We start from the raw sequence: 26,946 nt of genomic DNA on the forward strand, positions 1-26,946 counted from the left end.
GAGGGCGTCGTCGTGCCGTATCCGACTTACAAAAAAGCCTGATTCGTAGGCCGGATTCGCATGAGCGCCATCCGGCATCCGCTTAATGCGCCATAAAGAGATTGGCCTGCGTTGCATGGGCAACATATTCAATAGTCTGCTGGGCGCGCACGCTGTTCCCGGCGCTGTCCAGCGGCGGTGAGTAAACGGCGATGGCGTATTGTCCCGGTACCACCGCGACCATTCCCCCGCCGACGCCACTTTTCGCCGGAATACCGACGGTGTACAGCCATTTTCCGCTGCCGTCGTAGAGACCGGCGATGGCCATTTCAGCCAGTACCTGCGGAACATAGCGCTCATTGAGCAACTGTTTGCCGGTGAACGGCGATTTCCCCTTGTTGGCCAGTACGGCACCCATTTTGGCAAGTTGCTCAACGGTGACGTCTACTGAACACTGGCGGGTGTAGATCTCCACGGCCTCCTGCGTGTTGCCGTAGAAGCTGTTGTACGATGCCATTAATTGCGCCAGCGCCTGATTGTGCTGGTTGGTCTCCATTTCCGATCGAAATACCGGTTCATTGACCGTGAGCGTGGCGTCGGCCCAGGCGTTCAGGTTGGCGAGGATTTTGTTCCAGCGGTCGGTTTTGTCTTTGGCATCAATCAGGCTGACGGTACTCATGGCGCCAGCATTGACCAGCGGATTCTCCGGTGCGCCTCGGGTGAGTTCGACCGCGAGACCGGAATTAAAGGGCAGGCCGGTAGCATTGGCGCCGAGTTTATCCAGCACCTCTTGTGGCCCACGCTGTTCCATCGCCAGCGCGAGGGTGAAGACTTTGCTCAGCGATTCCATTGGGAATGCTTTGTTGATGTCTCCGGTCTGGTAAATTTTGCCGTCAACGGTAGCGAGGGTAATGGCGAAGTTGTTAGGGCTGTAGGTGGCAAGAGCAGGGATATAGTCGGCGACTTTGCCGTCGTCGTTACTTTTGTATTTCTGGTGTGCCTGTTCGATCAATGCGGCGTAGTCCGGTGCCGTTTGCGCCAGCGTGGCGGCGCTAAAAAACAGGCTGGCGGTTAACATGCTCGCGCCGAAGAATTTTACGTTCATGGTGCAACCTTGTTGGTGTGATTGGCATGTTGCCGGATGGCGGCGCAAGCCCCTTATCCGGCCTACAGGTTAATACTCGATGTGTAGGCCGGATAAGCAATAGCGCCATCCGGCAACCTTATATCATCAGGACATCACCACTTCTGACGGCTCAGTGGCAGGACGCTCCTGTTCTGGCGTTTTGACCGGCGCAGTGCCCCGGCAGCCGGAACCGAAGTGTTCACCTTCCCAGCGACCGACAATCGCGGCGCCCATGGCGTTACTCATCACGTTGGTTGCGGAACGTCCCATGTCGAGGAACGGATCGACGCCCATCAGCAGGATCAGACCGGCTTCCGGAATGTTGAACTGGTTGAGGGTAGCGGCAATGACCACCATCGAGGCACGCGGTACGCCTGCCATACCTTTGGAGGTCAACATCAGAATCAGCAGCATGGTGATTTGCTCGCCCATGCTCAGTTCAATGTTGCACGCCTGCGCGATAAAGACGGTGGCAAACGAGCAATAGGCCATTGAACCCACGAGGTTGAAGGAGTAACCGATAGGCAGCACGAAGCTGGCAATCTTGGACGAGACGCCGAATTTCTCCAGCTTATCCAGAGTGCCCGGGAACGCGGCTTCAGAACTGGACGTGGTAAACGCCAGCAGCGCCGGTTCGAGAATCGCTTTTGTCAGACGACTGATGCATGGACCGACAATCACCGTTGACAGGCCGATCAGGATCGCCCACAGCATACCCAGCGTCAGGTAGAACTCACCCATGAAGATCCCGGCGCTCACCATCACGCCCAGCCCGCGTTCAGCGATAAGCCCGGAGATCGCGGCGAACACGGTTAACGGGGCGAACAGCATGACGTAACCGGTCAGCTTCAGCATGACGTGAACCAGTGAGTCGAGCACCTTCACGATCGGCTCGGCTTTCTCGCCAATGGCGGCCAGACTGCACCCGAGGAAAATCGAGAACACCACGATTTGTAGGATTTCGTTACGCGCCATTGCATCCACAATGCTGGTCGGTACGGCGTGAGAGATAAACACTTTCAGCGTGAACGGTTCTGACTGCACGGCCGCCACGGCCCCGGCGTCATGGGCGACGAAGTTAATGCCCGCACCAGGCTGGAACAGATTGACGATGACCAGACCCAGCGCAATCGACAGCAGTGAGGCGCAGATAAACAGGAAAAAGGTTTTTGAGAATATACGCCCCAGCGTTTTGGCATCGCCCATTTTCGCGATACCGACAACCAGGGTTGAAATAACCAACGGCGCGATAATCATTTTTACCATACGTAAAAAGATGGTGGTAAAAATAGAAATATCCTGCGCGTACGATTTTGCTGTATCTGCCGATGCCATATTATTAATAGCCACCCCGGCAATCATGCCGAGTATCAGGCCTAATATGATCATTTTGGTTAGACTTATTTTCTTCATTATTACTCCATCGGATCAAGGCTGGTCTGTGAAGTGTTGTAGGGTAGCGTGCGCCTGAACCAGGACAGCAGTTCAGGCGCACGCTGGTTGTGACCAACCGCATGAATTATCTGGAATACAGTGATACAGCGAAATCCTGTACGCCAATGGACGTTGTTGTATTTTATTTACTATAGATCGAACTCAATACTTAATAACGGCGCATGCTGCTGCGCGCCATAAACATCATTGTCACCAACGTTGCCGGAAATAATATCGCGAGGCATCACGATTTTTACGGCATTCGCCGGGTCGAACCAGACGATGCGATGAATAAAATCAGGTTCAACGTTATATAAGCGGGCAATTAACTGCGGGGTTAATTGCTCAGAACGTTTTACCCGCTGATAGTCTTCGCGCGTTTTAAATAAAATATCTAACACCAGTTCATACGGTCCGGCGTTTTTAGAACGAATCACCTGCGCCAGGGTGCAAATAGCGTGTTTCATGCCTGAACTCCTTCTGGCGTCACCTGTTCGATATGGAAGTCAAAACGCAGGGCGTCGCTGGCTTCGATCAGGTGATAGATTGAGAACTCATACACCGGCCCGCTTTGAATGTCGGATGGCGAGAACGGGAAGGCGAGGTTGCCTGCCGTGGCGATCCGGTTTTCGTAGCCGTAGTGCAACAGGGTAGAGCGCACCAGCGAACAGACGCTGTTGGCGATATCCTGCGTTGGCGCGACCACATCCAGCAAAATGCCCAGCTCATGCCCGGCGGTTTGCACCGGCTCATGATTACCCATCACGCCGTTCTTGCCGTACAGGTGGAACGTCATGCGGATGCTGTCATCATTCAGCGAGAGGTTGCGGGCGACGCTGGCCTGAACTTCTTCGAGAATGGTGTCGATGCTGGCAATCATGATCGGATCGCGGGTACCGGCGATGGTCAGGCAACGGAAGCCCACCTGACGCGCACCTTCCAGTTTCAGCGCATACGGCGTTTCTTCATGACGGGAACCGCTGACGTACACTTCGCCATCGTTTACCGCTTTGAAACTGCACCCTTTCAGGTTCAGTACGCCGCCAGGGCCTGGCAGGAAGTACGGATCGGATTTCTCATACAGGGTGTGTGCCGCCGCCGACGTTTCGGTGAACTTGCGTTTCGGGTTGAACGTCTTCAGCGTAAAGCCGTTGTCGTCGATAATCCCCATTGCGCAGTCAGAGCCGGAACCTGGGGTGGCGGCAATGGCCGCACATTCCAGGATCTTGCCACAGTGCAGCGCCAGACCTTCATCAAATCCCTGCATAATCGGCAGCGCCGCGAAGCAGGCTGGATCGTAAGCCCGTCCGCCCAATACCACTTGCGCACCGGCTTCCAGCGCACGCTGGAACGGTTCGATCCCCATCTGCGCCACGATGTAGGTGCTCTCTTCGATCGCCTCGTGGGTCAGTGCCGGAACAAAGTCCAGCGCGGTGATTTTGCCGTTATCCAGCGCCTGATGAACCACCTCTTTATTCACATCCGATGGGATCAGCGCCATTGAGAAGGACAGTTTTTCTTCCTGTGCGATCTCAAGGATAATCTGCCGACACCACTCAAGGTGCGGTGCTGCACCGGATCCCCCGGCGGTGCCGATCACCACCGGAATGTTGTTCTTAACGCCCGCCGTGATCATATAGCGCAGATCGCGTTTCACTCCGGCCCGATCGGTAAACGGTTTACCCGCCCCCAGGTAGTGGGGGCCAGGATCGGAGGAGCCTGCGTCAACCGCGATCAGATCCGGTGACGCTTCCATGGCTTTACGAAAGCTCTCTTCCGGGAAGCCATAACCCAGGATAGCCGTCGGCGATAAGATCTTAAATGTGCGTGCCATCTCTTAATCCTTAGTCTGCAACAGCGCGATGGTGCGGTTCATTTCGTTAAACACGATATTGAGACCTTCATCGAAGCCCATACCCGGCTTGATCAGCATACGCATTGGACGGGCGGCGAGAGCCACATGTACGCAGGTGCGGGCGCTGATTTCGGTTTCGTTGCAGGTACCGCCCTGATAGGCTTCCATCCCGTGCTTGTTGCAGTACAGCACCGCGTCAACGATGTTGTGAATGCCGCCGAGATCCGGGGTTTTGATCTGCACCATGTGACAGCTGCCGGCATCGGTGAAGTCCACGATGTCCTGATAGGTGTTACACCATTCGTCGGCGACAATTTTCACGCCGGAACCCAGACGGGTCAGCTCTTTGGTGATGGCGGTCAGCATACGGATCTGATCCGGTTTGTTGCCTGCATCGACCGGGCCTTCAATGTACAGCGGCAGACCCTGCGCTTCTTTTTCGAGGCTGGCGATATACTCGGCGCAGCGCACCGGGTCCATATCGAAGATCAGACCGATGGTGCCATACACGTCGATATGCAGCGTCGGGTGGTAGCGTGGGCTGGTGCGCAGGCTGAGAATACGGTCGGACAACCAGCGTACGTACTCACGCAGTTTTTCGCCTTTGAAGCCGAGCTTCTCTTCAACGTTGTTGATCAGCGCGTGCGGCAGGACGTCAACGCCTTTGAGGATCATCTTGTCGACGGCGATGTAGCGGTCGTCGCCGCTCTGGCCAAATAACGGAATGGCTTCCGGTACGCACGGCAGTTGCCATTCGTCGCACACCACTTCCGTTTTCAGGCGGCCTGAAGCCAGCGCGGTAGCGTCAAGCAGCGCCTGTGACAGACCGTAACGAACGGCGGTATGCAGCAAATTACCGTCGATGCGCAGTTTGTCGAAGAAACGGGCGTTCGGCAGAAACGCATCCACGTCGCGGCCTTCCAGCAGCGGTTTAATGTGATCGTTGAGGAACGGAATAAAATGTTCAGCCAGGAACAGCGGATCACGACCGCCGGCACCGGAGTACTGAACGGCGGCGCAATCACCCACCGCGACGGCGCCGTTTTCCAGAATCAGCTGTACGGAAACGCACTCGCCAGCCTGGCGTACAGAGGTAAAGCCCGGGGTAACCGGATCGCCGGTATAAATAAACCCGTCATGACCTGCGCCATTTTTGATCGCCTGCTGGTCATCAAAATAGAATGAGGAGTAGCCAGCGGTAAAAAGCGCCTGTTTAATTTTCATTATGGTCTTCCTATTAATTGACTGTGGGATACAGCGTTGATGTCATCAACAACCATCTGGAATGAGGGTTTACGTCCTTCGTAATGGGCACGTTCGGCCACGTAATCGTGGTGTAGAGCGAGAATGTCTTGCGGCAGCGGCACTGAACCGGCTTCCAGAATACGGATCGCGCCGGCGTTATCGCGAACCGGCAGGATTTTACCGGCGTTACAGGAGGCCGGGGCGAAAGGTACGTCCAGTACGCCTGCTTCGAAGGCCAGCACGGTGCCGCGCGCGACATCGCCGTTGCCCAGTTCAAACACTTTCTTCAGGACTGCGCGAACTTCGCTCTTAATCAGATCCACTTCCTGTTCAACTGCGGCACACGGCGGGAATTTCTGGTCACTGACCATGTTGAGCATCTGACGTGACGCACGCAGTCCCTGGGCGTTTGCCGCCGCCGTCGGAATACCGAAGGCTTCATGTGGGCTCTTGGTGATCACTTTGGTCGCGCCGGACATACCGGCGACCGCTGCGCCCCAGGAGATAATGGCGAACGCTTTGGATTCGTCTTCCGGGAATCCGCCCATCCACTGGTGGAAGACCGTGCTCAGCTCGTAATCATTGAAGCCGTAGTTCTGGAAATACTCGTGGGACAGTTCGCGCAGTGACTGGATCGCGGCAATGTCCTGCGTCAGGCTGCCCACCTGGCCGTAGCCGACGGTGATGGATTTCACGCCCTGTTCCAGCGCCAGCAGACCTTCGATAATTGCCACTGCGTGAGACATGAACGGCGGGATCAGCGTGCCGGTCAACGGGCCGAACGGTTCGCGGTTAATGCGAATGCCGTGTTCTTCATACAGCCCCATCAGGCGGTCGCAGTACTGCCAGTCGCGAATGGATTTTTCCAGCGTCACGCGTTTGGCGTAAGGAATGTTGTAGGAGATACCGCCGCCTTCATAGCTGGTGAAGCCGCTGGCCATGGCGATCTCCGCCAGCAGACGTGCATCCGGCGTACCGTGACGGACCTGAATGGGTTTCTCCAGCGCTTCGGTCATCCGACGACAGGCCGCCACGCCGTGGTTAACCACCGGCAGTCCGTTGAGTTTTGAGGTCCCGGCTTCGATGGATTTCTGGATCCCAATGGCGGCTTCTTCATAACGATTCAGACGGGTGTAGGCATCGATGGTGCTGGGCAGCAGGTCACACTCTACCTGCAGGGTTTTCAGCAGTTCGATATGCTCATCCATCAGCGCCACACCGGCACGCGGCTGGCTCAGGGTTTTCCCTTCCTGATCCGCCTTCAGCAAGGCGTGAGAGAAACGTTTTTTCTCAGGAATGGTCTGCTGATACTTCACGCCATCTTCAAAATGTTCGACGTCTTTGCCGGTATGCCACGTCTGCAACACCTGATGCCGTTCGGTCATAAATTCGTCATGGGTTAATTTTTTATTTCGAAGTTCCATTCGTCGCTGCCTTAGGTTTTATAGGGTTAAACAGTGAATGCTGGTGCGCGCAGCGGCCTGGGGATCCAGTCTGGCAACGTTTGCCAGCAGCGGGAGCAGACCTTTTGCATCGCGGTAGTACTCAAACTGAGTGGGTAAAAGAATGCGTCTGCCGTCGTCGTCCAGTTCGCGATATTTGAGCCAGTGATGGATATCAAACTGACTGGCGCGGGAGAGCCAGCCGCCCGAACCGACCACTTTGCGCACGGTGGTCAGGTCGCGTCCCATTTGTAAATCGACGTTGCCAACGCAGGTACAGACCTGCTTTTTGGTGCCTGCGTGACGCTCGGCGGCGTAGCCGACGCACAGTCCGGCTAACAGAGAATCAAAGTATTTCTCTTCCTCGCTCTGCGGCAGATAATCGGGATGCGCCACCAGATGACGCAGGTAGCCATAGAAGGCCTCCTGGCGTGCCGGCTGCTGAGCGAATACCACCTTCACCAGTTCCTGGGTGCTTTCGCCTACCACCACGGCGGAGACGCGCATGCCGAGATCGCCTTCCACGGTGCGCTTAACAAAGGGCTCCGGGACGCCGTGCAGCACGGTATCGGGCGAAAGGGTATTGGCACTGGCGGAATAGACGTCGGTGGTCGCGCCGCCCATGTCGATGAGCATGAACTCTTTCCATGCGCTATCGACTTCGCTGATGGCTTTGACCAGTTCGTACACCGTCCAGGGCGTCGGCATGGGTTCTTCGCCGGTTTCACCGACAATCACATCCAGGCCCTTGCCTTTCACGATGCGGGACAGGAAGACATCACAAATCGCCTTGCGGGCGGCGAAGGGATTCGGGTGATCGAGGTCGGGCAGAATGTTGTCTACCGTGGTCAGATCTTTGTGTCCCAGAATCGCCTGGACATCATCCTGAATGTCGCGGTTTCCGGCGTAGATAATGGCGCAGTCGAGGCTGGACGCCGCCAGCGCATGCGCATTGGCCAGACCGTAGCTCTCTTCGCCGCCGTCGGTGCCGCCGGTAAACAGCAGAATGTCCGGCGGTGAGGCTTCCAGCGCCTGAATATCATGGCGATTCAGTTTGTACGAATAGTACTGGGCGATTTTTGCCCCGGCGGAATGCGCCGTGACTTTTGCCGATTCCAGGGTGATCGACGGCACCAGCCCCATTGCGGCGACGGCAAGACCGCCTTTCGCCGACGAGGAGTATTTCAGGGTCACTTCACCGCGGTTGAGCAGTGGGCGCGCATCGGCAACGTTCAGCACCTGGTTCAGGCTGGCGAAAAAACCGTCCGCCAGATGATGGGTCGTCGTCGGAGTCAGAACGTGGTTAACCAGTGTTAACGCATCCCCCTCCTTTGCGAAGAGGGCAGCTTTGGTCCACGTCGAGCCGATATCGACAGAGACGGTTTGCATCAGATAGCCTCTTCCAGACAACGCTGTTCAACGCCGTGGCGTTTGTTGATATCCGCTGCCATCAACTGACACACGTCTTCGAGATCGTGGCTTGGGGCGAAGACGCGCTGGAAGCCCATCTCTTTGAATTTGGCTTCGATGTCGGCGAAGTCATGCTTTCCGACCACCAGGTTGCCGCCGACGTAAAGCAGGATATCGCCGATACCGCGTTCGATGCAGCGCTCGCGCAGACCCAGGCAGTCGATGTCGCCGTGGCCATAAATGGAAGAGACGACAATCGCATCGGCGCCGGTTTCGATCGCGGCATCAATATATTCATCCTGGCTCACCATTACGCCCAGATTGATTACGCGAAAATCATGGGCAGTAAAAACGCGGTCCAGAACTTTATTGCCTACGGCATGGCAGTCAGCACCAATGACGCCAATAACGAGTGTTGATTTTTTCATGGGTAATCCTCTCCAGGACTCAGGGTAAGAAATAAAATGTTTTGAAATGTTTTAATAGGGACGGAGTGTCGTGGGGAGGCGCGATGGATGCAATTGATCTATTTTCAAAATATCTTTCGAAAAACGACTGTTCTATGAATGAAAATTTAAAAATCGTTTATTATCAATTGATTGTGTGCATTGTTTTAGATGGTATATATTTTAATAAATAGATGTCTATTAAACGATGTTCTATGTTTGTGATCTGAATCCTGTTTATTTGTCTTTACGCGGAAAGGGTATTTAAATAATTTCAGAAGAAGAAATGTGAGGTGTGTAACGGAATAAAGTATGATGTTTCTGTACGTCATTTTATTATTGTTAATAAAATGATAAATATGATAGTGATTTGTTTGCTATTCCCGCTGTGGGACAGCGGAAATTCTGTGTATTACATTTCATATATATTTGTGAAGCAGTTAACACTTCATCGAAATAGTGTTAACGCGCACTCCTGTTAACGCTGTTTCCTGTGGGCGATCAACGTAAATTTATAATCGTCAGTATTAAACGCATTGCGACTGTATTCGAATACCTGTCCTCCCTTTAAAAAGCCACGCGAAACTTTTTCCAGGATTGGCTTTGTGAGAGGGATAACAAGCAGGCGGCTCATCTCTTCGGTGGGCATCAGCGGAATCAACTCTTGCTCACTGCGCTCGATGACCTGTTTCTTCACCTCTTCAATGAAGTGGTACTTCGAGTTTTCCATTACCTGCCAGGTTAAATCAGGGAACAATGCCAGCGGCATCCATGTCTCCTCCAGCGCGACCGGTTTTTGCTTGATGTAACGCACCCGCTTGACGTGCCAGACTCGTTTATCATCAGCCAGTTGTAATTGATTTTTCAAAAATTCATCGGCCTGAATCACTTCGAAAACCAGCACGTCACTGTGCGTATCGCTGCTACGATCGGTCAGTTTTTCATCAAAACTGGTTAATTGATAGATGTCGTAATTAACCCGTTCCTCTTTAACGTACGTGCCGCTGCCCTGAATGCTTTCGATGATCTGCTGCTCGGTTAACTGCCTTAGCGCCTGACGCACGGTGACCCGACTGACGCCAAATGCCGCCTGTAGCGCGGATTCTGTCGGCAAAGCATCACCGGGCTTCAGCTCACCCCGCTGGATTTGTTCACGGATCCTGTCGGCTATCTGTCGATACAGCGGTTTTCGGCTCATGGTTTTTTCTGTCAGGTTGTTAAGACGACTTTTCACATTATGCCTGATGAATCTTGAGTGTAAACAATACAAATTAAATACAAATATCACTCTTTAAGTGAAAGTGATCACATAAATGTATTATTTTGTCTGGCACAATCCTTCGCACATAAAACAACCATTTTGTGAGGATCATGATGAACCTGACGACGTTAACCCAGCGGGACGCGCTGTGCCTGAACGCCCGGTTTACCAGCCGTGAAGAGGCGATTCGTACGTTAGCGCAGCGGCTAACGGCGTTGGGCAAAATTGCTGATTCTGATGTCTTTCTGGAAGAAGTGTTTGCACGTGAAAACCTCGGACCTACTGCGTTAGGAGAAGGGCTGGCGGTACCGCACGGGAAAACGTCGGCCGTCAAAGAAGCCGCTTTTGCTGTGGCGACGCTCAGCGAGCCCTTGAGCTGGGAAGGGATCGATGGTCCGGAAGCGGTTGAACTGATTTTCCTGCTCGCTATTCCGCAGGAAGAGGCGGGCAGTACCCATATGCAATTGCTGACTGCGCTCACCACGAAGCTGGCTGATGATGAGACGCGAGCCCGTGTTATGGCGGCAACGAATGCAGACGAGCTGTTGTCGGCGCTGGATGACAACACGCATGAACCGACGGTAGCAACCCCATTCAACGCTCCCACGATTGTGTGCGTGACCGCCTGTCCGGCGGGTATCGCGCATACCTATATGGCGGCGGAATATCTGGAGAAAGCCGGACGGAAACTGGGCGTCAATGTGTTTGTTGAAAAGCAGGGCGCTAACGGTATTGAAGGGCGCTTAACGGCGGATCAACTGAATACGGCCAGTGCCTGTATTTTTGCTGCTGAGGTGGCAATCAAAGAGAGCGAACGGTTTGCGGGGATCCCGGCGCTGACGGTACCCGTCGCCGAGCCGATTCGCCATGCTGAACAACTGATCCTGCAAGCATTGGCGCTTGAACCACAAAATGAAAAGCGTGCGCGGCAGGAAGAGAGTCATCAGCCTAAAGGGTTTAAGACGGAGTTAAAACAAGCGTTACTGAGTGGGATCTCCTTTGCCGTGCCGCTGATTGTTGCGGGCGGGACGGTACTTGCTGTCGCGGTATTGCTGGCGCAGATATTTGGTCTGCAACCGCTGTTCGATCAGGAGAACTCCTGGCTGTGGATGTATCGCAAACTTGGCGGTGGGATCCTCGGCATTTTGATGGTGCCTGTACTGGCGGCATACACCGCGTATTCACTGGCGGATAAACCCGCACTGGCACCCGGTTTTGCTGCGGGGCTTGCCGCGAACATGATTGGTTCCGGTTTTCTTGGCGCAATCGCGGGAGGATTGATCGCCGGATACCTGATGCGCTGGGTGAAAAACCACCTGCGGCTGAGCAGTAAATTCAACGGTTTTTTGTCGTTTTACCTCTATCCGGTGGTTGGCACGCTGGGGGCAGGCAGTCTGATGTTGTTTGTGGTTGGTGAACCTGTGGCATGGATTAACAACAGTCTGACCGTCTGGCTAAACGGTTTATCTGGGGCGAATGCGCTGCTGCTTGGCGCGATTCTCGGCTTTATGTGTTCATTTGACTTGGGGGGGCCCGTCAATAAGGCCGCCTATGCCTTTTGTCTGGGGGCGATGGCGAACGGCGTCTATGGTCCTTATGCCATCTTTGCCTCGGTCAAAATGGTCTCCGCATTTACGGTGACTGCGTCAACGTTAGTTTCTCCGCGTCTGTTTAAAGCGTTTGAAATTGAAACCGGTAAATCTACCTGGCTGCTTGGGCTGGCGGGTATTACCGAAGGGGCAATCCCGATGGCGATTGAAGATCCTGTGCGGGTGATTGGCTCCTTTGTCCTCGGATCAATGGCGACAGGGGCAATGGTTGGGGCGATGAATATCGGTCTCTCAACGCCTGGTGCGGGTATTTTCTCACTCTTTTTGCTGCACGATGCCGGGTACGGCGGCGTACTGGCGGCGGCGGGTTGGTTCGGTGCGGCGCTGGTGGGAACCGCTATCTCAACACTGGTTTTGCTGCTCTGGCGACGCTATGCGGTGAAGCAGGGCAAATATATGACGGATGGCGTAACGTCTTAATTCAGAACAGGAAACGAAGATGAAAGCTGTATCTCGCGTTCACATTACCCCGCATATGCACTGGGATCGGGAGTGGTATTTTACCACCGAGGCGTCGCGCATTTTGCTGGTCAATAATATGGAAGAGATCCTCACCCGACTGGAGCAGGATACCGACTATAAATATTACGTTCTTGATGGACAGACGGCGGTGCTGGAGGACTACTTCGCGATAAAGCCGGAAAATACCCGTCGGGTACAACGTCTGGTGCAAGCCGGAAAGCTGATCATTGGCCCGTGGTATACCCAGACGGATACCACGATTGTCTCCGGTGAGTCTATTGTGCGTAATCTGCTGTATGGCATGCGTGATTGCCAGGCCTTTGGCGAACCGATGAAAATTGGCTATCTACCGGATTCCTTTGGCATGTCGGGACAGCTTCCGCATATCTACAACGGATTTGGCATCACCCGCACGATGTTCTGGCGCGGTTGTTCAGAGCGTCACGGTACCGATAAGACCGAGTTTTTATGGCAAAGCAGCGATGGCAGTGAAGTTGTCGCGCAGGTGCTGCCGCTGGGTTACGCAATTGGTAAGTACTTACCAGAGGATGAGAGCGGACTGCGCAAACGGCTTGACAGCTATTTTGAGGTGCTGGAAAAAGCGTCAGTAACCAAAGAGATTTTGCTGCCTAATGGCCACGATCAGATGCCGCTGCAACAGAACATTTTTACGGTGATGGACAAACTGCGCGAGATCTACCCACAGCGGAAGTTTGTGATGAGCCGTTTTGAAGCGGTGTTTGAACATATCGAGAATCGACGTGAACAACTCGCTACGCTGAAAGGCGAATTTATTGACGGCAAGTATATGCGGGTACACCGCACGATTGGCTCGACGCGGATGGACATCAAACTCATTCATGCGCGCATTGAAAACAAGATCGTCAATATCCTTGAACCCCTGGCGACGCTGGCCTGGACGCTTGGCTTTGAGTATCACCACGGTTTGCTGGAAAAAATGTGGAAAGAGATTTTAAAAAATCATGCCCACGACAGCATTGGATGTTGCTGTAGCGATAAGGTTCACCGGGAAATCATCGCGCGCTTCGAACTGGCGGAGGATATGGCAGATAACCTGATCCGTTTTTATCTGCGCAAAATCACAGACAACATGCCGCAGAGCGACAGTGACAAACTGGTGCTGTTTAACCTGATGCCGTGGCCGCGTGAAGAGGTGATTAACACGACGATCCGCCTGCGAGGTCATCAGTTTTGCCTGCGTGACGATCGGGGAAATCCCGTTCCCTGTTTTGTGCGCGCGGTTCGCGAGATCGATCCTGGACTGATAGACAGGCAGATCGTGCATTACGGTAACTACGAGCCGTTTATGGAGTTTGATATCCAGATCCATCAGATTGTACCGTCGATGGGTTATCGCACGCTGTATGTGACGCAAGGCGAGGCGGGAAATAATAATCCGCCAGAAACCTCCCGGGCGGAGGGGCTGGAAAATGCGTTCTGGCAGATTACCGTTAACGACGATGGCACGCTGCGTCTGTATGACAAAGATAGCGGCATCTGCTATGACCGCGTCCTGGAGCTGGAAGAGGGCTCTGATGATGGGGATGAGTATGATTACTCGCCCGCCAGAGAAGAGTGGCTTCTGACTTCCGCGTCGGTAAAAGCAGAGTGCGAGGTGACCCATGAAGCATGGCAAAGCCGGGCGCGGATTTGTTATCAAATGGCCGTGCCGCTCAATCTTACGGAACGTCGCGCTCGCCAGCGTAGCGGTAGGGTTGAGGTTGAAATAACGGTCATCCTGAGCCACAACAGCAGGCGTATTGATATTGAAGTGCTTCTGGATAATCAGGCTGACGATCATCGCCTGCGGGTACTGATCCCCACTCCGTTTGTGACCGACACTGTGCTGGCAGATACGCAGTTTGGTACGGTGAGCCGCCCCGTGCGGGATCCCGCACTGGCAAACTGGCGGGAAGAGGGCTGGAAAGAGGCACCGGTTCCCGTCTGGAATATGCTTAATTATGCGACGCTTCAGGAGGGCAGAAACGGTCTGGCGGTTTTCACCGAAGGGTTGCGTGAATTTGAAGTGCTGGGTGACAGGAAAAAAACTTTCGCCATCACGCTGCTACGCGGTGTTGGACTCCTCGGGAAAGAGGATTTGCTTTTGCGTCCAGGCCGTCCTTCAGGCATTAAAATGGCGGTGCCGGATGCGCAACTGCGCGGACGATTGCACTGTCGGCTGAGCCTTTTCAGTTATACCGGTACGCCAGTAAACGCCGGTATTGCTCAGCAGGCCAGGGCCTGGCTTACCCCGGTACAGTGTTATAACAAGATTCCGTGGGATGCGATGAAACTGAACAAAGCCGGTTTCATGACGCCTGACCGCTACAGTTTGTTCACTATGCCGCCGGTCGGGTGTCAGTTGAGCACCCTGAAGAAATCGGAAGAGGGAGAGGAACTGATCCTGCGCCTGTTTAATCCTTCAGATTCGGAGTCATGCGACGCAACGGTTGCCTTCGGCAGAGCGGTTCAATCGTGTACAGAAACGCGCCTGGATGAGCAGCCGGTTCAGAGCGTTGATGAAAAGCGCAGCGACATTGGCCCGGTTTTACCGGGGCAAACGCGAACATTCAGCTACAAGATTGTGTGAATAGCCAGCAAACAGGCACAGGCCACGCATTGCGTGGCTTTTTTATTAACAGAATAATAACTGCGCGGTGTTAATTTATAGCGCTATAAAAGTGAAATAATTGTGAAAGTTGGCGCGTGGAATTTATATCCTGGCAAATAACAATAAATTGTCTACGCTGAACGAATCGGGAAAGGGAAGAGGAATTCCTGTGATGGGTTAATTAAAACACTGTCTTTTTATATATACATTTTCACATGGTAACCATTCCCGCCCGCAAAGATACATGTTAGCAACATGTTTTTCACTACGATCACTCAATTTAAACACGATTAACAAAAAGCACTGTTATTGATTTAAATCAATGTTTAAACGTTGGAAAAAGGGTGCGAAACACGTTAAATTGTCGCCGATCAAATTGGTGGAAAGGTGATAAATTCGCTATAAATTGATCACTGTCGAAAAATGCAAATCTTCCTCAATAAAAACCTGTTTATTGTAAGGATTTTGCGGCGTAATATAATTGCGGGATCAATTTGAGTTTTTTATTAACATGTTTGTAACCTTTCGCCCTTTCTGTTTCCTTCTCCAGGAAAACGATAACGGCGAGAGCGCACAAATAAATTTGTATTGGGGCATGCGTGTGACCCTTTCTAACGGGGTCACTCTCGGAGTCTTCATGCGATGAGCAAGGAGTCATGATGTTAGATATAGTCGAACTGTCGCGCTTACAGTTTGCCTTGACCGCGATGTACCACTTCCTCTTTGTGCCACTGACGCTTGGTATGGCGTTCCTGCTGGCCATTATGGAAACGGTCTACGTCCTTTCCGGCAAACAGATTTATAAAGATATGACTAAGTTCTGGGGCAAGTTGTTTGGTATCAACTTTGCTCTGGGTGTGGCAACCGGGTTGACCATGGAGTTCCAGTTCGGGACAAACTGGTCTTACTATTCCCACTATGTTGGGGATATCTTCGGTGCGCCGCTGGCGATCGAAGGTCTGATGGCCTTCTTCCTCGAATCCACCTTTGTAGGTCTGTTCTTCTTCGGCTGGGATCGTCTGAGCAAAGTTCAGCACATGGCGGTAACCTGGCTGGTCGCTTTAGGTTCCAACCTGTCCGCTCTGTGGATCCTGGTCGCAAACGGCTGGATGCAGAACCCTATCGCATCGGATTTCAACTTCGAAACCATGCGTATGGAGATGGTGAGCTTCTCTGAACTGGTCCTTAACCCGGTTGCCCAGGTGAAATTTGTGCACACCGTGGCGTCTGGCTACGTGACCGGTGCGATGTTCATCCTTGGTATCAGCGCTTACTACCTGCTGAAAGGCCGCGACGTCGCTTTCGCAAAACGCTCTTTCGCAATTGCTGCGAGCTTTGGCATGGCTGCCGTGCTGTCTGTTATCGTTCTGGGTGATGAATCCGGTTACGAAATGGGCGACGTGCAGAAAACCAAACTCGCGGCCATTGAAGCAGAGTGGGAGACTCAGCCTGCTCCGGCTGCCTTTACCCTGTTCGGTATTCCTGACCAGGAGTCGCAGGAAAACAAACTGGCGATTCAGATCCCTTACGCACTGGGCATCATTGCCACGCGTTCTGTCGATACGCCGGTTATTGGTCTGAAAGACCTGATGGTGCAGCATGAAGAGCGTATCCGTAACGGGATGAAAGCGTATGAACTGCTGGAGCAACTGCGTGCCGGTTCGACCGACCAGGCTGTTCGCGAACAGTTCAACAGCATGAAAAAAGACCTCGGTTATGGTCTGCTGCTGAAACGCTATACCCCGAACGTCTCTGATGCGACTGAAGCGCAGATTCAGCAGGCGACGAAAGATTCTATCCCACGCGTTGCGCCGCTGTATTTCGCCTTCCGTATCATGGTGGCATGTGGCTTCCTGCTGCTGGCGATCATTGCGCTCTCCTTCTGGAGCGTGATTCGTAACCGCATCGGTGAGAAGAAATGGCTGCTGCGCGCCGCGCTGTACGGTATTCCACTGCCGTGGATTGCAGTAGAAGCCGGCTGGTTTGTCGCCGAATATGGCCGTCAGCCGTGGGCGATCGGTGAGGTGTTGCCAACCGCGGTGGCGAACTCGTCGCTGACCGTCGGCGACCTGCTGTTCTCCATGATCCTGATTTGTGGCCTGTATACCCTGTTCCTGGTGGCTGAACTGTTCCTGATGTTCAAGTTCGCACGCCTTGGCCCAAGCAGCCTGAAAACCGGTCGCTATCACTTTGAGCAGTCCACCGCGACTACTCAGCCGGCACGCTAAGACAGGAGTCGTCAAATGATCGATTATGAAGTACTACGTTTTATCTGGTGGCTGCTGGTTGGCATTCTGCTGATTGGTTTTGCGGTCACTGATGGCTTCGACATGGGGGTGGGCATGCTCACCCGTTTCCTCGGTCGTAACGACACCGAGCGTCGAATTATGATTAACTCCATCGCTCCGCACTGGGACGGTAACCAGGTGTGGCTGATCACCGCGGGCGGCGCGCTGTTTGCGGCCTGGCCGATGGTCTACGCTGCGGCGTTCTCCGGTTTCTATGTGGCGATGATCCTCGTGCTGGCGTCTTTGTTCTTCCGTCCGGTCGGTTTTGATTACCGCTCCAAGATTGAAGACACCCGCTGGCGCAACATGTGGGACTGGGGCATCTTCGTGGGGAGCTTCGTGCCGCCGCTGGTGATCGGCGTGGCATTCGGCAACCTGTTGCAGGGCGTACCGTTCCATATCGACGAGTATCTGCGTCTGTACTACACCGGTAATTTCTTCCAGTTGCTGAATCCGTTTGGCCTGCTGGCGGGCGTGGTGAGCGTAGGGATGATCATTACTCAGGGCGCGACCTATCTGCAGATGCGTACCGTGGGTGAACTGCACCTGCGTGCCCGTGCGACATCGCAGATTGCGGCGCTGGTCACTCTGGTTTGCTTCGCGCTGGCGGGGGTCTGGGTGATGTACGGTATTGATGGCTACGTGGTGACCTCTGCGGTTGATCATCATGCGGCGTCTAACCCGCTGACCAAAGAAGTGGCGCGTGAAGCGGGTGCCTGGATGGTCAACTTCAACAATGCACCGATCCTGTGGCTGGTTCCGGCACTGGGTGTGGCGCTGCCGCTGCTGACGATTCTGACCTCCCGTATGGAGAAAGGGGCATGGGCATTCCTGTTCTCCTCTCTGACGCTGGCCTGCATCATCCTGACTGCTGGTATCGCGATGTTCCCGTTCGTGATGCCTTCAAGCACCATGATGAACGCGAGCCTGACCATGTGGGATGCGACGTCCAGTCAGCTGACGCTGAATCTGATGACCTGGGTTGCTGCGGTGTTTGTTCCGATCATTCTCATCTACACCAGCTGGTGTTACTGGAAAATGTTCGGTCGCATCACCAAAGAGCATATTGAAAACAATACCCACTCTCTGTACTAAGTAAGGAGCAAACTATGTGGTATTTCGCCTGGATTCTGGGAACGCTTCTTGCCTGTGCATTTGGGATCATCACCGCGCTGGCCCTTGAGCACGTCGAGGCAAGCAAAGACGGTCAAGAAGAACACTGATGACCACCCTGATCGCGATGCAATATAACGCGATGGACAAGCGCCCGTTACGGGCGCTTTCTTTGGTGATGGCGTTAGTGTTAGCAGGATGTATGTTTTGGGATCCCTCCCGCTTCGCAGCTAAAACCAGCGGGCTGGAAATCTGGCACGGTCTGCTGCTGATGTGGGCGGTCTGTGCGGGCATCATTCATGGCGTAGGTTTTCGTCCTCGCGCCGCGCACTGGCAGGGGATTTTCTCTCCGCTACTTGCCGATATCGTGCTTATTGTCGGTCTGATTTTCTTCTTCTTTTGAATAAGAAACATCCTTAAGTATTTATGGGCTTGCATAAGCCCATAAATTTTTACTCTCCCTTAACCTCTCCCCATTCCCAAGCCTCAATCGCGCGCGTATAGTAGCAACGTTTAAAAGCACTAACTTTTGTTGCATTACCGGGATGTAAAGTGAATACAACGCTATATACAACAGCATTCTTGATGCATCGCGGCGGCAAGTGCGCGAATCACCAGGAGCTTACAGGAGTAAGTGACTGGTGTGAGTGGACGAAGCCAACAAAGAGGCAGCAGGATGAATAAGTATATATTTCGATGGCCGGTACGTGTCTACTACGAAGACACCGACGCCGGTGGTGTGGTTTATCACGCCAGTTACGTCGCTTTTTATGAAAGAGCACGCACAGAGATGCTGCGTCATCATCACTTCAGTCAGCAGGTGCTGCTGGCTGAGCGAGTTGCCTTCGTGGTGCGTAAAATGACGCTGGAATACTACGCGCCTGCGCGGCTCGACGATATGCTCGAAATCCAAACAGAAATTACGTCAATGCGTGGCACCTCTTTGGTTTTCACGCAACGCATTGTCAACGCAGAGAACACCGTGCTCAATGAGGCTGAGGTTCTGATTGTTTGCGTTGATCCACTCAAAATGAAGCCTCGTGCGCTTCCCAAGTCTATTGTCGCGGAGTTTAAGCAGTGACTGACATGAATATCCTTGATTTGTTCCTGAAGGCAAGCCTTCTGGTTAAACTTATCATGTTGATTTTGATTGGTTTTTCAATCGCATCCTGGGCCATCATTATCCAGCGGACCCGTATTCTTAACGCCGCCGCGCGTGAAGCTGAAGCGTTCGAAGACAAATTCTGGTCCGGTATTGAGCTGTCTCGCCTGTATCAGGAGAGCCAGGGCCGCCGTGATAATCTGGCGGGTTCGGAACAAATCTTCTATAGCGGGTTCAAAGAGTTTGCACGATTGCATCGGGCAAACAGCCATGCGCCAGAAGCGGTGGTGGAAGGGGCATCTCGTGCGATGCGGATCTCGATGAACCGTGAACTTGAAACGCTGGAAACGCATATTCCGTTCCTCGGCACCGTGGGTTCCATCAGCCCGTATATCGGTCTGTTCGGTACCGTGTGGGGGATCATGCATGCATTTATCGCGCTCGGGGCGGTAAAACAGGCGACGTTGCAGATGGTTGCGCCGGGTATCGCGGAAGCATTGATTGCTACGGCGATTGGTCTGTTTGCGGCAATCCCGGCGGTCATGGCCTACAACCGTCTGAATCAGCGTGTTAACAAGCTGGAACTGAATTACGACAACTTTATGGAAGAGTTCACCGCGATTCTGCACCGTCAGGCGTTTACCGTTAGCGAAAGCAACAAGGGGTAAGCCATGGCCAGATCGCGTGGACGAGGTCGTCGCGACCTGAAGTCCGAAATCAACATCGTACCGTTGCTCGACGTTCTGTTGGTGCTGCTGCTGATCTTTATGGCGACAGCGCCGATCATTACGCAGAGTGTGGAAGTCGATCTGCCGGATGCGACCGAGTCGCAGGCCGTGAGCAGTAACGACAATCCGCCGGTCATTATTGAGGTTTCCGGAGTAGGGCAGTACAGCGTGGTGGTTGAGAAAGATCGTATGGATCAACTGCCGCCGGAACAGGTGATCGCCGAGGCGAAAAGTCGCCTGGAGTCCAATCCGAAAACGGTCTTCTTGATCGGGGGCGCGAAAGACGTGCCTTACGATGAAATAATTAAAGCGCTGAACTTGTTGCACAGTGCGGGTGTGAAGTCGGTTGGCTTAATGACGCAGCCTATCTGATCATTTGCGTCTCTGGTTTGAAAGAGAGCGTGTAACAGGCGAACAGTTTTTGGGAACCGAGAGTGTCAAAGGCAACCGAACAAAACGACAAGCTCAAACGGGCGATAATTATTTCAGCGGTGCTGCATGTCATCCTATTTGCAGTCCTGATCTGGAGTTCGTTCGATGAGCATATTGAGGCTTCAGCCGGCGGCGGCGGCGGTTCTTCCATCGATGCCGTAATGGTTGATCCTGGCGCCGTGGTTCAGCAGTACGAACGTCAGCAGCAGCAACAGTCAAGTGCGCAGCGTGCCAAAGAGCAACGTGAAAAACTGGAGCAGCAGCAGGCGGAAGAGCTTCGTGAGAAGCAGGCTGCCGAACAGGAACGGCTTAAGCAGATCGAGAAAGAACGTTTAGCGGCTCAGGAACAGCAGAAGCAGGCTGAAGCCGACGCGAAGAAAGCGCAGGAACAGCAGAAACAGGCTGAAGAAGCGGCGAAGAAAGCGGCAGCGGATGCCAAAGCGAAAGCTGATGCACAGGTGAAAGAAGCCGCAGAAGCCGCGAAGAAAGCCGCGGCGGATGCACAGAAGAAAGCCGAAGCAGAGGCGGCAAAAGCCGCTGCTGACGCGAAGAAGAAAGCGGAAGCTGAAGCGGCTAAAGCGGCTGCCGATGCGAAGAAGAAAGCCGAGGCTGAAGCCGCTAAGCAAGCTGCTGCGGAAAAAGCGGCTGCAGCGAAAGCCGCCGCCGCCGAGAAAGCCGCTGCTGAGAAAAAAGCCGCCGCAGAAAAGGCCGCCGCTGATAAAAAAGCTGCAGCCGATAAAGCCGCTGCCGATAAGAAAGCAGCAGCCGATAAAGCCGCTGCGGCCAAAAAGGCCGCTGCTGAAAAAGCAGCCGCGGCATCTGGTGTTGACGATCTGCTTGGCGATCTCAGCTCCGGTAAGAATGCGCCGAAAACCGGCGGTGGGGCAAAAGGGAACAACGCTTCTCCTGCGGGGAGTGGTAATACTAAAAATAATGGCGCATCAGGCGCGGATATCAGCAACTATGCCGGGCAGATTAAATCTGCCATTGAGAGCAAGTTCTACGACGCATCGTCTTATGCAGGTAAAACCTGTACGCTGCGGATAAAACTGGCTTCAGACGGTATGCTGCTCGACATCCAGTCTGAAGGTGGCGATCCCGCGCTTTGTCAGGCAGCGCTTGCTGCAGCCCGACAAGCGAAGATTCCAAAACCACCGAGCCAGGCGGTATATGAAGTGTTTAAAAACGCACCTCTGGACTTTAAACCGTAAGCTAAACTTTCCCCGTTATGGCGGGGAAAACAATCTGCGGTAGTCGCTGGGTTCTGGTAGTTTTGTGTATTTGAGTTTGTTAACATTCTGCTAAATTATCGTGGGCTGATCGCCTGGATAAGGGAGATATGATGAAGCAGGCATTACGAGTAGCATTTGGTTTTCTAATGCTGTGGGCAGCGGTGCTGCACGCAGAAGTACGTATCGAGATAACCCAAGGGGTGGACTCGGCGCGCCCGATTGGCGTTGTGCCATTCCAGTGGGCAGGGCCGGGTGCTGCACCTGAAGATATCGGTGGCATCGTTGGCGCGGACCTGCGCAACAGCGGTAAATTTAATCCGTTAGATCGGTCTCGTTTGCCACAACAGCCTGGGACTGCGCAGGACGTTCAACCTGCTGCATGGTCTGCGCTGGGGATTGACGCGGTCGTGGTCGGTCAGGTAACTCCGAATCCGGACGGTTCTTACAATGTCGCTTACCAGCTGGTTGACACCGGCGGCGCGCCGGGTACTGTACTGGCTCAGAACTCTTACAAAGTAAACAAGCAGTGGCTACGCTATGCCGGCCATACTGCCAGTGACGAAGTGTTTGAGAAGCTGACCGGGATTAAAGGCGCATTCCGTACCCGTATCGCGTATGTTGTTCAGACCAACGGCGGTCAGTTCCCGTATGAACTGCGCGTGTCTGACTACGATGGCTACAACCAGTTTGTGGTTCACCGTTCACCGCAGCCGTTGATGTCTCCGGCCTGGTCTCCGGACGGTTCTAAACTGGCGTATGTCACCTTCGAAAGCGGTCGTTCTGCGCTGGTTATCCAGACGTTGTCTAACGGCGCGGTCCGTCAGGTTGCGTCATTCCCGCGTCACAACGGTGCGCCTGCATTCTCTCCGGATGGCAGCAAACTGGCGTTTGCCCTGTCAAAAACCGGGAGTCTGAACCTGTACGTGATGGATATCGGCTCTGGTCAGATCCGTCAGGTGACCGATGGTCGCAGCAACAATACGGAGCCAACCTGGTTCCCGGACAGCCAGAACCTGGCCTTTACATCGGATCAGGCGGGTCGTCCGCAAGTGTATAAAGTTAACGTTAACGGCGGTGCTCCGCAGCGTATTACCTGGGAAGGTTCACAAAACCAGGATGCTGATGTCAGCAGCGACGGCAAATTTATGGTAATGGTAAGTTCGGCCAATGGTCAGCAGCACATTGCCAAACAAGATCTGGTAGCGGGTGGCGTACAAGTTCTGTCGTCAACGTTCCTGGACGAAACGCCAAGTCTGGCACCTAACGGCACTATGGTAATCTACAGCTCTTCTCAGGGGATGGGATCCGTGCTGAATTTGGTTTCTACAGATGGGCGTTTCAAAGCGCGTCTTCCGGCAACTGATGGACAGGTTAAATTCCCTGCCTGGTCGCCGTATCTGTGATAATAAATAATTGATTAATAAAGGAATCATTGAAATGCAACTGAACAAAGTGCTGAAAGGGCTGATGATCGCTCTGCCTGTTATGGCTATTGCGGCATGTTCTTCTAACAAGAACGCCAGCAATGACGGCAGCGAAGGCATGCTGGGTGCCGGCACTGGTATGGATGCAAACGGCAGCGGCAACATGTCCTCCGAAGAGCAGGCTCGTCTGCAGATGCAGCAGCTGCAGCAGAACAACATCGTTTACTTCGATCTGGACAAGTACGATATCCGTTCTGACTTCGCTGCAATGCTGGATGCGCACGCTAACTTCCTGCGTAGCAACCCGTCTTACAAAGTCACCGTAGAAGGTCACGCGGACGAACGTGGTACTCCTGAGTACAACATCTCCCTGGGTGAACGTCGTGCGAACGCTGTTAAGATGTACCTGCAGGGTAAAGGCGTTTCTGCTGACCAGATCTCCATCGTTTCTTACGGTAAAGAAAAACCTGCAGTACTGGGTCACGACGAAGCGGCTTACTCCAAAAACCGTCGTGCCGTACTGGTTTACTAAGAGAATTGCATGAGCAGTAACTTCAGACATCATCTGTTGAGTCTGTCGTTACTGGTTGGCATAGCGGCCCCCTGGGCCGCTTTTGCTCAGGCGCCAATCAGTAGTGTCGGCTCAGGCTCGGTCGAAGACCGTGTCACTCAACTCGAGCGTATTTCTAACGCTCACAGCCAGCTTTTAACCCAACTCCAGCAGCAACTCTCTGATAATCAGGCCGATATAGACTCCCTGCGTGGTCAAATTCAGGAAAGTCAGTATCAACTGAATCAGGTAGTTGAGCGTCAGAAGCAGATCCTGTTACAGATGGATAGTCTGAGCAGCGGTGGTGCTTCCGCGCAGCCTGCAAGCGGCGATCAGAGCGGAGCAGCAGCGGGGGCAGCGACGTCTGCGCCTGACGCAGGTGCTGCGACGTCGGGGGCGCCAGTACAAAGCGGTGACGCGAATACCGATTACAATGCGGCAATTGCCCTGGTGCAGGATAAATCCCGTCAGGATGATGCAATTGTGGCATTCCAGAACTTCATCAAAAAGTACCCTGATTCGACTTATCAGCCGAATGCCAACTACTGGCTCGGTCAGTTGAATTACAACAAGGGTAAAAAAGATGATGCCGCGTTTTATTTTGCTTCGGTAGTGAAAAACTACCCGAAGTCACCTAAGGCTGCTGACGCGATGTATAAAGTCGGCGTGATCATGCAGGACAAAGGTGACGCCGCGAAAGCAAAAGCGGTATATCAGCAGGTTATCAGCAAATACCCAGGCACCGAAGGCGCAAAACAAGCGCAGAAACGTCTTGGCGCGATGTAATGCACAGCATGCGACCAGAAATCGAATTATTTCTGGTCGTGTCGTGCGATTCCTAAGCAGTTGAGTGATCTACATCGAAATTTTTGTTGCGCTCAAATCTTAAATCAGTAATATATGCCGCCGTTGCCAAGGGATATCAAACAAACCAAAAGCAGCGCAAAAGTGGGTCGTTAGCTCAGTTGGTAGAGCAGTTGACTTTTAATCAATTGGTCGCAGGTTCGAATCCTGCACGACCCACCACTAATAAAGTTAGTCAGTAGTATCCAGCGTAGTATTGGGTGATTAGCTCAGCTGGGAGAGCACCTCCCTTACAAGGAGGGGGTCGGCGGTTCGATCCCGTCATCACCCACCACTCGGGTCGTTAGCTCAGTTGGTAGAGCAGTTGACTTTTAATCAATTGGTCGCAGGTTCGAATCCTGCACGACCCACCAATTTAACATCAAACTCAGATGTTAAACGTGGAGGATAACGTTGCTTCAGCAACGGCCCGTAGGGCGAGGCGAAGCCGAGTCATCCTGCACGACCCACCAATTTAACATCGAATATTAAATTGGTGCCGAGTAAAAAAACAAATCTTTCAGGCAACACCCGAATGGGTCGTTAGCTCAGTTGGTAGAGCAGTTGACTTTTAATCAATTGGTCGCAGGTTCGAATCCTGCACGACCCACCAATATTAAGGTGGTTACTGGTAGAGAACGTGAAGGATAACGTTGCAACAGCAACGGCCCGAAGGGCGAGGCGAAGCCGAGTCATCCTGCACGACCCACCATCCTGAATGATTAAGTAAGAAAATCCCGTAAGGGGTCGTTAGCTCAGTTGGTAGAGCAGTTGACTTTTAATCAATTGGTCGCAGGTTCGAATCCTGCACGACCCACCAGTGTAAAAAGGCGCCCTAAAGGCGCCTTTTTGCTATGCACAGAATGTAATGATTCGAACCTGTAGCAGGTTCGGGTCTCACGCAGTGAGACAACGGAGCCGCTGGCGGCGACGGCCCGAAGGGCGAGCGAAGCGAGTCATCCTGCACGACCCACCAGTGCAAAAGAGGGCGCTGGCGGCGCCTTTTTGCTATGCGCAGAATGTAACGATTCTCGAACCTGCGTAACGTCTGATGGCGTTTCGCTTGTCAGGCCTGTCAATGATTGATCTGGTCAATGGTTATGCCTTGTAGGCCGGATAAGACGTCAGTCGCCATCCGGCGTTATCAAGCGCAATTGTTGTGACTTTTGCCGCTCAATCCGCTATCTTGTTTAGCATATAAAACAAATATGACCGATCATGGCATGCATCACGCCTTAAGTCGGTTAATTCGTTAAGCCAGTAAAACGAGAAAGCATGATGAGCGTGATGTTTGACCCTGAAGCCGCAATCTATCCGTTTCCGCCGAAGCCGGTACCGCTGAGCGCCGATGAAAAAGCGTTCTACCGCGAAAAAATCAAGCGCCTGCTGAAAGAGCGTGATGCGGTGATGGTTGCGCACTATTACACCGACCCCGAAATCCAGCAACTGGCCGAAGAGACCGGCGGCTGCATTTCTGACTCACTGGAGATGGCCCGCTTTGGCGCCAATCATCCCGCCTCGACGCTGCTCGTTGCAGGCGTACGCTTTATGGGCGAGACGGCCAAAATTCTCAGCCCGGAAAAAACCATTTTAATGCCGACCCTCGAAGCGGAATGCTCGCTGGATCTTGGCTGTCCGATCGACGCATTCAGCGCGTTCTGCGATGCCCATCCGGATCGCACTGTCGTGGTTTACGCCAATACCTCCGCGGCGGTTAAGGCTCGCGCCGACTGGGTGGTGACGTCCAGTATCGCGGTTGAACTGATTGAGCATCTGGATAGTTTGGGTGAAAAAATCATCTGGGCACCGGATCGTCATCTCGGGAAATATGTTCAAAAGCAGACAGGGGCGGATGTCCTCTGCTGGCAAGGGGCGTGCATCGTCCATGACGAGTTCAAAACGCAGGCGTTGAGTCGCATGAAAGGTCTGTACCCGGATGCCGCGATCCTGGTTCACCCGGAATCACCGCAGGCAATAGTGGATATGGCCGATGCTGTTGGTTCCACCAGTCAGCTCATTAATGCAGCCAAAACGCTGCCACATCAACAACTTATTGTCGCTACCGATCGGGGTATTTTCTACAAAATGCAGCAGGCGGTACCGGGTAAAGAGCTGCTGGAAGCGCCCACTGCCGGAGAAGGCGCTACCTGTCGCAGCTGTGCGCACTGTCCGTGGATGGCGATGAACGGCCTCAAAGCAATCGCTGAGGGGTTGGAGCAGGGTAGGCAGACACATGAGATACACGTTGACGAAGCGCTGCGAGAAGGCGCATTAGCGCCGTTAAACCGTATGCTGGAATTTGCGGCTACACTACGTGCGTAGATAATCACAC

At 53.4% G+C, this 26,946-nt stretch carries 23 protein-coding genes, 5 tRNA genes and 1 other RNA gene; 20 read left to right on the forward strand and 9 right to left on the reverse strand.

Going from position 1 to position 26,946, the window contains the following annotated elements; genetic code table 11:
- Positions 1 to 82 precede the first annotated feature (82 nt).
- The 9 genes from glsA to AL479_RS16790 form a co-directional block, all read right to left on the reverse strand.
- The gene (gene glsA / locus AL479_RS16750; RefSeq protein ID WP_061076881.1) at positions 83 to 1,084 is read right to left on the reverse strand and encodes a glutaminase A; all 1,002 of its coding nucleotides are present in this window, start codon (positions 1,082 to 1,084) and stop codon (positions 83 to 85) included.
- 126 nt (positions 1,085 to 1,210) lie between these two features.
- Entirely contained in the window at positions 1,211 to 2,518 is a 1,308-nt protein-coding gene (locus AL479_RS16755) for a dicarboxylate/amino acid:cation symporter (protein ID WP_042320616.1), read from the reverse strand.
- 170 nt (positions 2,519 to 2,688) lie between these two features.
- Entirely contained in the window at positions 2,689 to 3,006 is a 318-nt protein-coding gene (locus tag AL479_RS16760) for a DUF4387 domain-containing protein (RefSeq protein WP_042320615.1), read from the reverse strand.
- On the reverse strand, positions 3,003 to 4,373 hold the full coding sequence (locus tag AL479_RS16765) for an acyclic terpene utilization AtuA family protein (RefSeq protein ID WP_061076882.1): 1,371 nt from the start codon (positions 4,371 to 4,373) through the stop codon (positions 3,003 to 3,005). The genes AL479_RS16760 and AL479_RS16765 overlap by 4 nt, the downstream gene beginning before the upstream one ends.
- A 3-nt stretch (positions 4,374 to 4,376) precedes the next feature.
- Entirely contained in the window at positions 4,377 to 5,618 is a 1,242-nt protein-coding gene (locus AL479_RS16770) for a methylaspartate ammonia-lyase (protein ID WP_061076883.1), read from the reverse strand.
- Positions 5,618 to 7,063 carry a methylaspartate mutase subunit E gene (locus AL479_RS16775; protein ID WP_061076884.1) on the reverse strand — a complete coding sequence of 482 codons (1,446 nt, stop codon included), beginning with the start codon at positions 7,061 to 7,063 and terminating at the stop codon, positions 5,618 to 5,620. The genes AL479_RS16770 and AL479_RS16775 overlap by 1 nt, the downstream gene beginning before the upstream one ends.
- An 18-nt stretch (positions 7,064 to 7,081) precedes the next feature.
- Positions 7,082 to 8,470, reverse strand: a complete 1,389-nt coding sequence (gene glmL / locus AL479_RS16780; protein ID WP_061076885.1) for a methylaspartate mutase accessory protein GlmL — start codon at positions 8,468 to 8,470, stop codon at positions 7,082 to 7,084.
- Positions 8,470 to 8,919: a methylaspartate mutase subunit S gene (glmS, locus tag AL479_RS16785; RefSeq protein ID WP_061076886.1), complete on the reverse strand. Its 450-nt coding sequence runs from the start codon at positions 8,917 to 8,919 to the stop codon at positions 8,470 to 8,472. The genes glmL and glmS overlap by 1 nt, the downstream gene beginning before the upstream one ends.
- A 496-nt stretch (positions 8,920 to 9,415) precedes the next feature.
- The gene (locus AL479_RS16790; RefSeq protein ID WP_061077999.1) at positions 9,416 to 10,135 is read right to left on the reverse strand and encodes a GntR family transcriptional regulator; all 720 of its coding nucleotides are present in this window, start codon (positions 10,133 to 10,135) and stop codon (positions 9,416 to 9,418) included.
- Positions 10,136 to 10,311: 176 nt separating this feature from the next.
- Between AL479_RS16790 and mngA the strand changes: the two genes are divergently transcribed.
- From mngA to nadA, 20 genes are all read left to right on the forward strand, one after another.
- Entirely contained in the window at positions 10,312 to 12,228 is a 1,917-nt protein-coding gene (mngA, locus tag AL479_RS16795; protein WP_061076887.1) for a PTS 2-O-a-mannosyl-D-glycerate transporter subunit IIABC, read from the forward strand.
- 19 nt (positions 12,229 to 12,247) lie between these two features.
- A complete protein-coding gene (gene mngB / locus AL479_RS16800) occupies positions 12,248 to 14,881 on the forward strand; it encodes a mannosylglycerate hydrolase (RefSeq protein WP_061076888.1) in 2,634 nt (877 codons plus the stop codon).
- A 680-nt stretch (positions 14,882 to 15,561) separates the two neighbouring features.
- Positions 15,562 to 17,130: a cytochrome ubiquinol oxidase subunit I gene (gene cydA, locus AL479_RS16805; protein WP_061076889.1), complete on the forward strand. Its 1,569-nt coding sequence runs from the start codon at positions 15,562 to 15,564 to the stop codon at positions 17,128 to 17,130.
- Between the two features lie 15 nt (positions 17,131 to 17,145).
- Positions 17,146 to 18,285 (forward strand): cytochrome d ubiquinol oxidase subunit II, encoded by a 1,140-nt coding sequence (gene cydB / locus AL479_RS16810; protein ID WP_061076890.1) that lies wholly within the window; start codon positions 17,146 to 17,148, stop codon positions 18,283 to 18,285.
- Positions 18,286 to 18,299: 14 nt separating this feature from the next.
- Complete coding sequence (cydX, locus tag AL479_RS16815) at positions 18,300 to 18,413, forward strand: cytochrome bd-I oxidase subunit CydX (RefSeq protein WP_042320599.1); 114 nt, start codon at positions 18,300 to 18,302, stop codon at positions 18,411 to 18,413.
- Positions 18,413 to 18,706 carry a cyd operon protein YbgE gene (ybgE, locus tag AL479_RS16820; RefSeq protein WP_042320596.1) on the forward strand — a complete coding sequence of 98 codons (294 nt, stop codon included), beginning with the start codon at positions 18,413 to 18,415 and terminating at the stop codon, positions 18,704 to 18,706. Before cydX ends, ybgE begins: the two co-directional genes overlap by 1 nt.
- 273 nt (positions 18,707 to 18,979) lie before the next feature.
- Positions 18,980 to 19,384, forward strand: coding sequence for a tol-pal system-associated acyl-CoA thioesterase (ybgC, locus tag AL479_RS16825; protein WP_043001341.1), 405 nt, complete (start codon positions 18,980 to 18,982; stop codon positions 19,382 to 19,384).
- Positions 19,381 to 20,073, forward strand: coding sequence for a Tol-Pal system protein TolQ (tolQ, locus tag AL479_RS16830; protein WP_080343208.1), 693 nt, complete (start codon positions 19,381 to 19,383; stop codon positions 20,071 to 20,073). The genes ybgC and tolQ overlap by 4 nt, the downstream gene beginning before the upstream one ends.
- A gap of 3 nt (positions 20,074 to 20,076) precedes the next feature.
- Entirely contained in the window at positions 20,077 to 20,505 is a 429-nt protein-coding gene (gene tolR / locus AL479_RS16835; protein ID WP_042320591.1) for a colicin uptake protein TolR, read from the forward strand.
- A 62-nt stretch (positions 20,506 to 20,567) separates the two neighbouring features.
- Positions 20,568 to 21,776, forward strand: coding sequence for a cell envelope integrity protein TolA (gene tolA / locus AL479_RS16840; protein ID WP_061076891.1), 1,209 nt, complete (start codon positions 20,568 to 20,570; stop codon positions 21,774 to 21,776).
- 131 nt (positions 21,777 to 21,907) lie between these two features.
- Positions 21,908 to 23,200, forward strand: coding sequence for a Tol-Pal system beta propeller repeat protein TolB (gene tolB / locus AL479_RS16845; RefSeq protein ID WP_043001339.1), 1,293 nt, complete (start codon positions 21,908 to 21,910; stop codon positions 23,198 to 23,200).
- A gap of 34 nt (positions 23,201 to 23,234) precedes the next feature.
- Positions 23,235 to 23,753, forward strand: a complete 519-nt coding sequence (gene pal, locus AL479_RS16850) for a peptidoglycan-associated lipoprotein Pal (protein ID WP_006685431.1) — start codon at positions 23,235 to 23,237, stop codon at positions 23,751 to 23,753.
- Between the two features lie 9 nt (positions 23,754 to 23,762).
- Positions 23,763 to 24,557, forward strand: coding sequence for a cell division protein CpoB (gene cpoB / locus AL479_RS16855; RefSeq protein WP_061076892.1), 795 nt, complete (start codon positions 23,763 to 23,765; stop codon positions 24,555 to 24,557).
- Positions 24,558 to 24,721: 164 nt separating this feature from the next.
- Positions 24,722 to 24,797, forward strand: a tRNA-Lys gene (locus AL479_RS16860).
- 36 nt (positions 24,798 to 24,833) lie between these two features.
- Positions 24,834 to 24,909 (forward strand) — tRNA-Val (locus AL479_RS16865).
- Between the two features lie 3 nt (positions 24,910 to 24,912).
- Positions 24,913 to 24,988, forward strand: a tRNA-Lys gene (locus tag AL479_RS16870).
- A gap of 163 nt (positions 24,989 to 25,151) precedes the next feature.
- A tRNA-Lys gene (locus AL479_RS16875) sits at positions 25,152 to 25,227 on the forward strand.
- 131 nt (positions 25,228 to 25,358) lie between these two features.
- Positions 25,359 to 25,434: transfer RNA gene (locus tag AL479_RS16880), tRNA-Lys, on the forward strand.
- A 29-nt stretch (positions 25,435 to 25,463) separates the two neighbouring features.
- A non-coding RNA gene (locus tag AL479_RS16885) (RtT sRNA) lies at positions 25,464 to 25,590 on the forward strand.
- 302 nt (positions 25,591 to 25,892) lie between these two features.
- Entirely contained in the window at positions 25,893 to 26,936 is a 1,044-nt protein-coding gene (nadA, locus tag AL479_RS16890; RefSeq protein ID WP_061076893.1) for a quinolinate synthase NadA, read from the forward strand.
- Positions 26,937 to 26,946: the final 10 nt, after the last annotated feature.

Origin of the sequence: Citrobacter amalonaticus, assembly GCF_001559075.2 — a bacterium.
Taxonomy (GTDB): Bacteria; Pseudomonadota; Gammaproteobacteria; order Enterobacterales; family Enterobacteriaceae; genus Citrobacter_A; species Citrobacter_A amalonaticus_F.

Excerpts from the sequence above, each read along its gene's own strand:
- glsA (WP_061076881.1), bottom strand. The coding sequence starts at position 1,084 with ATGAACGTAAAATTCTTCGGCGCGAGCATGTTAACCGCCAGCCTGTTT.
- AL479_RS16755 (WP_042320616.1), bottom strand. The coding sequence starts at position 2,518 with ATGAAGAAAATAAGTCTAACCAAAATGATCATATTAGGCCTGATACTC.
- AL479_RS16760 (WP_042320615.1), bottom strand. The coding sequence starts at position 3,006 with ATGAAACACGCTATTTGCACCCTGGCGCAGGTGATTCGTTCTAAAAAC.
- AL479_RS16765 (WP_061076882.1), bottom strand. The coding sequence starts at position 4,373 with ATGGCACGCACATTTAAGATCTTATCGCCGACGGCTATCCTGGGTTAT.
- AL479_RS16770 (WP_061076883.1), bottom strand. The coding sequence starts at position 5,618 with ATGAAAATTAAACAGGCGCTTTTTACCGCTGGCTACTCCTCATTCTAT.
- AL479_RS16775 (WP_061076884.1), bottom strand. The coding sequence starts at position 7,063 with ATGGAACTTCGAAATAAAAAATTAACCCATGACGAATTTATGACCGAA.
- glmL (WP_061076885.1), bottom strand. The coding sequence starts at position 8,470 with ATGCAAACCGTCTCTGTCGATATCGGCTCGACGTGGACCAAAGCTGCC.
- glmS (WP_061076886.1), bottom strand. The coding sequence starts at position 8,919 with ATGAAAAAATCAACACTCGTTATTGGCGTCATTGGTGCTGACTGCCAT.
- AL479_RS16790 (WP_061077999.1), bottom strand. The coding sequence starts at position 10,135 with ATGAGCCGAAAACCGCTGTATCGACAGATAGCCGACAGGATCCGTGAA.
- mngA (WP_061076887.1), top strand. The coding sequence starts at position 10,312 with ATGAACCTGACGACGTTAACCCAGCGGGACGCGCTGTGCCTGAACGCC.
- mngB (WP_061076888.1), top strand. The coding sequence starts at position 12,248 with ATGAAAGCTGTATCTCGCGTTCACATTACCCCGCATATGCACTGGGAT.
- cydA (WP_061076889.1), top strand. The coding sequence starts at position 15,562 with ATGTTAGATATAGTCGAACTGTCGCGCTTACAGTTTGCCTTGACCGCG.
- cydB (WP_061076890.1), top strand. The coding sequence starts at position 17,146 with ATGATCGATTATGAAGTACTACGTTTTATCTGGTGGCTGCTGGTTGGC.
- cydX (WP_042320599.1), top strand. The coding sequence starts at position 18,300 with ATGTGGTATTTCGCCTGGATTCTGGGAACGCTTCTTGCCTGTGCATTT.
- ybgE (WP_042320596.1), top strand. The coding sequence starts at position 18,413 with ATGACCACCCTGATCGCGATGCAATATAACGCGATGGACAAGCGCCCG.
- ybgC (WP_043001341.1), top strand. The coding sequence starts at position 18,980 with ATGAATAAGTATATATTTCGATGGCCGGTACGTGTCTACTACGAAGAC.
- tolR (WP_042320591.1), top strand. The coding sequence starts at position 20,077 with ATGGCCAGATCGCGTGGACGAGGTCGTCGCGACCTGAAGTCCGAAATC.
- tolB (WP_043001339.1), top strand. The coding sequence starts at position 21,908 with ATGAAGCAGGCATTACGAGTAGCATTTGGTTTTCTAATGCTGTGGGCA.
- pal (WP_006685431.1), top strand. The coding sequence starts at position 23,235 with ATGCAACTGAACAAAGTGCTGAAAGGGCTGATGATCGCTCTGCCTGTT.
- cpoB (WP_061076892.1), top strand. The coding sequence starts at position 23,763 with ATGAGCAGTAACTTCAGACATCATCTGTTGAGTCTGTCGTTACTGGTT.
- nadA (WP_061076893.1), top strand. The coding sequence starts at position 25,893 with ATGAGCGTGATGTTTGACCCTGAAGCCGCAATCTATCCGTTTCCGCCG.